Source organism: Mycobacterium sp. 1245801.1 (assembly GCF_001673055.1).
Lineage (GTDB): Bacteria > Actinomycetota > Actinomycetes > Mycobacteriales > Mycobacteriaceae > Mycobacterium > Mycobacterium europaeum_A.
In genome coordinates, this window is sequence record NZ_LZKY01000262.1 from 22,512 (window position 1) to 28,615 (window position 6,104).

Annotated in this window: 5 protein-coding genes and 1 pseudogene; 5 read left to right on the forward strand and 1 reads right to left on the reverse strand. The window is 70.7% G+C overall.

Features of this window, described 5'->3' with window-relative positions; translation table 11 throughout:
• Nucleotides 1–53: 53 nt before the first annotated feature.
• Nucleotides 54–869, forward strand: a complete 816-nt coding sequence (locus A5622_RS16935; RefSeq protein WP_066880138.1) for a purine-nucleoside phosphorylase — start codon at nucleotides 54–56, stop codon at nucleotides 867–869.
• Between the two features lie 4 nt (nucleotides 870–873).
• Entirely contained in the window at nucleotides 874–2,454 is a 1,581-nt protein-coding gene (locus tag A5622_RS16940) for a phospho-sugar mutase (RefSeq protein WP_066880140.1), read from the forward strand.
• On the opposite strand, the gene upp is transcribed toward A5622_RS16940, so the two are convergent.
• Nucleotides 2,345–3,079 carry a uracil phosphoribosyltransferase gene (gene upp, locus A5622_RS16945; protein ID WP_066880142.1) on the reverse strand — a complete coding sequence of 245 codons (735 nt, stop codon included), beginning with the start codon at nucleotides 3,077–3,079 and terminating at the stop codon, nucleotides 2,345–2,347. The genes A5622_RS16940 and upp overlap by 110 nt on opposite strands.
• A 122-nt stretch (nucleotides 3,080–3,201) precedes the next feature.
• Here upp and A5622_RS16950 point away from each other — a divergent pair, with 122 nt between their 5' ends.
• The 3 genes and pseudogenes from A5622_RS16950 to A5622_RS16960 all read left to right on the forward strand — a co-directional run.
• Nucleotides 3,202–4,062, forward strand: a complete 861-nt coding sequence (locus tag A5622_RS16950; RefSeq protein ID WP_156748713.1) for an alkaline phosphatase family protein — start codon at nucleotides 3,202–3,204, stop codon at nucleotides 4,060–4,062.
• A gap of 25 nt (nucleotides 4,063–4,087) precedes the next feature.
• The gene (locus tag A5622_RS16955; protein WP_066880144.1) at nucleotides 4,088–5,407 is read left to right on the forward strand and encodes a primosomal protein; all 1,320 of its coding nucleotides are present in this window, start codon (nucleotides 4,088–4,090) and stop codon (nucleotides 5,405–5,407) included.
• Nucleotides 5,408–5,452: 45 nt separating this feature from the next.
• Nucleotides 5,453–6,104 (forward strand): annotated as a pseudogene (locus A5622_RS16960) (VWA domain-containing protein); the annotation flags it as partial.

Sequence of the window (6,104 nt, forward strand, 5' to 3'; positions counted from 1 at the left end):
CTCCTCACTCGCGCCGCCATCGGCGCTCGCCGTCGCCGGGCTAGGCTCCCGCTGTGACCCAAACCCCGTCCGACCCAGGCGAGCTCGCGGCCCGGGCGGCCGAGGTCATCGCCGAACGCACCGGAATCGCCGAGCACGACGTCGCCATCGTGCTCGGATCGGGCTGGCCACCGGCCGTCGCGGCGCTGGGTACGCCCACCGCCGTGCTGCCCCAGGCCGAGGTGCCCGGTTTCCGGCCGCCCACCGCGGTCGGGCACACCGGCGAGCTGTTGTCGATGCGCATCGGTGCCCACCGGGTGCTGGTGCTGGTCGGGCGGATCCACGCCTACGAGGGCCACGACCTGTGTCACGTCGTGCACTCGGTGCGGGCGGCCTGCGCGGCCGGGGTGCGCGCCGTCGTGCTCACCAACGCGGCGGGCGGGCTGCGCCAGGACATGACCGTCGGCGAACCCGTGCTGATCAGCGACCATCTGAACCTGACCGCCCGTTCGCCGCTGGTCGGCCCGCAGTTCGTGGACCTCACCGATGCCTACTCGCCCCGGCTGCGCGAACTCGCCCGCCAGGCCGACCCCACGCTGACCGAAGGCGTCTACGCCGGGCTGCCAGGGCCGCACTACGAGACGCCCGCCGAGATCCGGATGCTGCGGACGCTCGGGGCCGACCTGGTCGGCATGTCCACGGTGCACGAGACCATCGCCGCCCGGGCGGCCGGCGCCGAGGTGCTCGGGGTGTCGCTGGTGACCAACCTGGCCGCCGGGCTCAGTGGCGAACCGCTCAGCCACGCCGAGGTGCTGGCCGCTGGAGCCGCGGCGGCAACCCGGATGGGGGCGCTGCTGGCCCTGATCCTCGCCCAGCTGCCCCGGTTCTAGCGCGATGACGCCCGAGGAGTGGATCGCCCACGATCCCGACCCGCGCACGGCCGCCGAACTCGCCGCCTGCGGCCCGGACGAACTCGCCGCGCGGTTCGCCCGCCCGCTGACGTTCGGCACTGCCGGCCTGCGCGGCCCGGTGCGCGGCGGACCCGACGCCATGAACGTCGCCGTGGTGTCCCGGGCCAGCTGGGCTCTTGCGCAGGTACTGATCGGGCGCGGCCTGCGCGGCTCGTCGGTGATCGTGGGACGCGACGCCCGGCACGGGTCGGCGGTGTTCGCCACCGTCACCGCAGAAGTGCTTGCGGCTCAAGGCTTTTCGGTATACCTCCTGCCCGGCCCGATGCCCACTCCGGTGGTGGCGTTCGCGGTGCGTCACACCGGTGCGGCGGCCGGGGTCCAGATCACCGCATCGCACAATCCGCCGGGCGACAACGGCTACAAGGTCTACCTCGACGGCGGCATCCAGATCGTCTCCCCCACCGACCGCGAGATCGAGGCCGCCATGGCCGCCGCCCCGCCGGCCGATGAGATCGGCCGGGCCCCGGTCGAACCCGCGCGGACGGATCTGGTGCGGCGCTACCTCGAACGGGCGGCCGGGTTGCGGCGCGGCAGCGGTTCGGTGCGGGTGGCGCTGACCCCCCTGCACGGGGTGGGCGGCGCGGTCGCCGTCGAGGCGTTGGGGCGCGCGGGGTTCACCGAAGTGCATTCCGTTGGAGCGCAATTCGCCCCCGACCCGGATTTCCCGACGGTCGCGTTCCCCAACCCCGAGGAGCCCGGCGCCACCGACGCGCTGCTGGCGCTGGCCGCCGACGTCGACGCCGACGTGGCGATCGCGCTGGACCCCGACGCCGACCGATGCGCCGTCGGCATCCCCGACACACAGGGGTGGCGGATGCTGTCCGGCGACGAAACCGGTTGGCTGCTCGGCGATTACATCCTGTCCACGACCAACACGCCGACACCGGTGGTGGCCAGCACGCTGGTGTCGTCGCGGATGCTGTCGGCGATCGCGGCGCACCACGGCGCGGTCCACGTCGAAACCCGCACCGGTTTCAAGTGGCTGGCCCGCGCCGACGCCGATGTGCCCGGCGGCACGCTGGTATACGCCTACGAGGAAGCGATCGGGCACTGCGTCGATCCCGCATCCGTGCGCGACAAGGACGGCATCAGCGCGGCGGTGCTGGTGTGCGACCTGGTGGCCGCGGCCGGCCAACGGGGCCGGACCGTCGGCAACCTACTCGACGAGCTGGCCCGCCGGTACGGCGTGCACGACGTCGCCGCGGTGTCGCGCCGCGTCGCCGACGCCGCCGAGGCGGCCGAACTGATGCGGCGCTGGCGGGCCGCCCCACCGGCGACGCCGGCCGGGTACCCCGCGCAGCTCACCGACATCACCGACGCGCTGATCTTTACCGCCGGCGACGACGGCACGTCGATCAGGCTGGTGGTGCGCCCGTCAGGGACGGAGCCGAAACTCAAGTGCTACTTGGAGATTCGCTGCGCGGTCGACGACGACCTGAGCGCTTCGCGGCGGCGCGCCCGCGCCCTGCGCGAGCGGCTGGTCGCTGCGGTGCAGAGCTGGTGAACAGGTTGGGCCCGAACTGGCGGTCACCGGCGTCGCCGAGGCCGGGCACGATATAGGCCGACTTGTTCAGCCCCTTGTCGACCGCGGCGGTGAACACCCGGGCATCGGGCGCCGCTTCCTCCACCGCCGCAAGGCCTTCCGGGGCGGCCACCACACAGAGCACGGTGAGATCCGTTGCGCCGCGGCGCTGCAACAGGCCGATGGTATGCGCCATCGACCCGCCGGTGGCCAGCATCGGATCGAGGACGATCACCGGCCTGGCCGCGAGCTTGTCGGGCAGCGCCTCGAGATAGGGCACCGGCAGGTGGGTTTGCTCGTTGCGGGCGACCCCGACGAATCCCACCTCGGCCTCCGGTATCGCCGCGTGCGCGGCGTCGACCATGCCCAGCCCGGCCCGCAGCACCGGCACCAGCAGCGGCGGCTTGACCAAGCGCGTCCCGACGGTCGACGCCACCGGGGTCCGGATCCGCACCGACTTTCGCGGCGCGTCCCGGCTGGCCTCGTAGACCAGCATCAGCGTCAGCTCTCCCAGCGCGGCGCGGAAACCGGCTGCATCGGTGCGTTCGTCGCGCAGCACCGTCAGCCGGGCGGCGGCCAACGGGTGGTCGATGACGGAGACTTCCATGGGGTTGAGGGTATATAACGATCGGGCAAAGCCCTCCTGACACGCTGCGGACGTCGCAGGAAAACGCCTGCGCCCGTTCATATACTCCGGGCGTGTTGGGCGAATTTCGAAGTCCGAGAAGGCTGATCGGCCGGGCGTGCCGGGGCCTGCGGCCATTGGCCGCGGTAGCGTTGCTGGCGCTGGCGGCCAGCCCGTTGACCGCACGCATAGGCCTTGCGGCAGCGGCCATTCCGCAACCCGCACACATCGTGATCGTCGTCGAGGAGAACCGCTCCGAGAACGGCATCATCGGCAACAAGTCGGCGCCCTTCATCACCTCGCTGGCCGCGGCCGGCGCCAACATGACCCAGTCATACGCCGAAACCCACCCCAGCGAACCGAATTATCTGGCGCTGTTCGCCGGCAACACCTTCGGGGTGAACAAGGACCTGTGCCCGGTCAACGGCGGCGCCGCACCCAACTTAGGATCCGAATTGCTCGCGGCGGGTTACACATTCGTCGGCTTCGCCGAAGGCCTGCCCGCGGCCGGCTCGCCGGTGTGCAGCGCGGGCAAGTACGCGCGCAAGCACGTGCCCTGGGCCAATTTCACCAACGTGCCCGCGGCGAACTCGCTGCCGTTCTCCGCGTTCCCGATGGGCAACTACGCCAGCCTGCCCACCGTCTCGTTCGTCATCCCCAACAACGACGACAACATGCACGACGGCTCGATCGCGCAGGCCGACTCGTGGCTGAACCGCAACCTGTCCGGGTATGCGAACTGGGCGGCGGCCAACAACAGCCTGTTGATCGTCACGTTCGACGAGGACGATAACGGCAGCCGCAACCAGATCCCGACGGTGTTCTACGGCGCGCACGTGCGGCCCGGCAGCTACAGCGAACAGATCAACCACTACAACGTGCTGTCCACGGTGGAGCAGATGTACGGACTGCCCAAGACGGGGTACGCCGCCAGCGCGGCGCCCATCACCGATATCTGGGGCTAGAGATCAGGTCGCTATTGTGTGCCGCATGGCTGCTGACCTCGTCCCCATCCGCCTGAGCCTGTCCGATGGTGACCGCTACACCGTGTGGGCGCCCCGGTGGCGTGACTCCGGCGACGAGTGGGAGGCGTTCCTGGGCAAGGACGAGGACCTGTTCGCGTTCACCTCCGTCGCGGACCTGGTTGCCTTCGTGCGTTCGAACGACGACAACGACCTGGCCGACCACCCGTCGTGGAACGAGCTGCGTTCGGCGCACGCGCACACCTTCGAACCCGCCGAGGACAAGCAGTTCGACCTGATCGCCGTCGAGGAGCTGGTGGCGGAGAAGCCCACCGACGAGTCGGTGGCCGCGCTGGCCGGCACGCTGGCCATCGTGTCGTCCATCGGCTCGGTGTGCGAGCTGCCCGCGGTGTCGAAGTTCTTCAACGGCAACCCCATCCTGGGCACCGTCTCCGGCGGCATCGAGCACTTCACCGGCAAGGCCGGCACCAAACGCTGGAACACGATCGCCGAGGTCATCGGCCGCAGCTGGGACGACGTGCTCGCCGCGATCGACGGCATCGTCAGCACCCCCGAGGTGGACGAGAAGCTGTCGGAGAAGGCCACCGACGAGCTCGCCGAAGAGCGCGAAGAGGTCGAGGCCGACGAGGACACCGACGCCGCCGACGCCGCCGCCGAGGCCGTCGAGGAAGCCGCGGATCCCGACGACGAGGCCGAGGACGACGACGAGGACGAGGACGAGGACGAGGCCGAGGACACCGGGGAGCGGGCGACCGGCGACACCGTGGTGCTGGGCAGCGACAAGGATTTCTGGCTGCAGGTGGGGATCGACCCGATCCGGATCATGACGAGTTCTGGCACCTTCTACACGCTGCGCTGCTACCTGGACGACCAGCCGATCTTCCTGGGCCGCAACGGGCGCATCAGCGTCTTCACCTCCGAGCGTGCGCTGGCCCGCTACCTGGCCGACGAGCACGACCACGACCTGGCCGACCTGAGCACCTACGACGACATCCGCACCGCCGCGACCGACGGCTCGCTGGAGGTGGAGATCACCGAGGACAACATCTACGTGCTCAGCGGGCTGGCCGATGACCTGGCCGACGGGCCGGACGCGGTGGATCGCGAGCAGTTGGAGCTGGCCGTCGAGGTGCTGCGCGACATCGGCGACTACTCCGAGGATTCCGCCGTCGACAAGGCGCTCGAGACCAGCCGGCCGCTGGGCAAGTTGGTGGCAGCCGTGCTCGAGCCCGACTCGGTCACCAAGCCGTCACCGCCGTACGCCGCGGCGGTCCGCGAGTGGGAGAAACTGGAGCAGTTCGTCGATGGACGGCTGCGCCGCGAGTAGTCCCATCGTTTGACGGTTGCGGGCTGGACGGGAAGGTTGGGTGACGTGTCGCTTCCCGGTATCGGCCCGCTGCCCCTCTACGGGTTCCAGCGTCCGGGCCTGTTGTTGTTCGGCTTGGTGCCGCTGGCCCTGCTGGCCGTCTACGTTTACGTCGCGGCCCGGCGCCGCCAACGGCTGCACCGCTACACCGACACCCCGGTGCCGCAGTCGCCGTGGCGGCACCTGCCGATCGCCGTGTCGCTGCTGAGCCTGGCGCTGTTGACCATCGCGCTGGCCACCCCCACCCACGACATGCGCATCCCGCGCAATCGCGCCGTCATCATGCTGGCGATCGACGTCTCGGAGTCGATGGCGTCCAACGACGTGCCGCCCAACCGCCTGGCCGCGGCCAAGGAGGCCGGCAAGCAATTCGCCGACCAGCTGACCCCGGCATCAACCTCGGCCTGGTCGGGTTCGCCGGCACGCCCTACCTGCTGGTCCCGCCGACCCCGCAACACCAGGCCACCATCGACGCGCTGAAGAAGCTGGATTTCGCCGACAGCACCGCCACCGGCGAGGCCATCTTCACCGCGCTACAGGCGATCGCGACGGTCGGCTCGGTGATGGGCGGCGGCGACGGTCCGCCGCCGGCCCGCATCGTGCTGGAGTCCGACGGCGCCGAGAACGTGCCGCTGGACCCCAATGCCCCGCAGGGGGC

Bases quoted from the DNA above. Each gene is read 5' to 3' on its own strand.
- A5622_RS16940 (WP_066880140.1), top strand. From the start codon at position 874: ATGACGCCCGAGGAGTGGATCGCCCACGATCCCGACCCGCGCACGGCC.
- upp (WP_066880142.1), bottom strand. From the start codon at position 3,079: ATGGAAGTCTCCGTCATCGACCACCCGTTGGCCGCCGCCCGGCTGACG.
- A5622_RS16955 (WP_066880144.1), top strand. From the start codon at position 4,088: ATGGCTGCTGACCTCGTCCCCATCCGCCTGAGCCTGTCCGATGGTGAC.